Here is a 266-nt window from a genome sequence, read left to right as displayed (position 1 = left end):
GAACCAGTCCCGCTTGCTCCACAGCAGCGAGCCGTCCATCGGGCGTCGGTCGTCGACGTTCCCGTCCACGAACCCCACGTCTCCCGCCAGGATCACGGTGTCCGACTCGCGGTAGAGCACCGTCCCGACGAGTCCGGGGGAGTGCCCCGGCAGGTGGACGAGTTCGACGTCGCGGAAGGGCGCGGAGCGCTCGCCGGTGACGAGCCGCCAGTTCAGGTCGTGGTCGAGGTCGCCGGCGAGATACGCGGCGTCGCCCGCATCGGTCC

General features: G+C 71.1%; 1 protein-coding gene. It reads right to left on the bottom strand.

From position 1 onward, the window contains the following. Positions 1-266 (bottom strand): MBL fold metallo-hydrolase (locus tag SM753_RS20705; protein ID WP_323192942.1); only part of this gene is annotated, 266 nt, incomplete at both ends.

It is taken from the genome of Halostella sp. PRR32 (assembly GCF_034808085.1).
GTDB classification, from domain to species: domain Archaea; phylum Halobacteriota; class Halobacteria; order Halobacteriales; family Natronoarchaeaceae; genus Halostella; species Halostella pelagica.
This window is presented reverse-complemented; position numbering and strand designations above follow the sequence as displayed.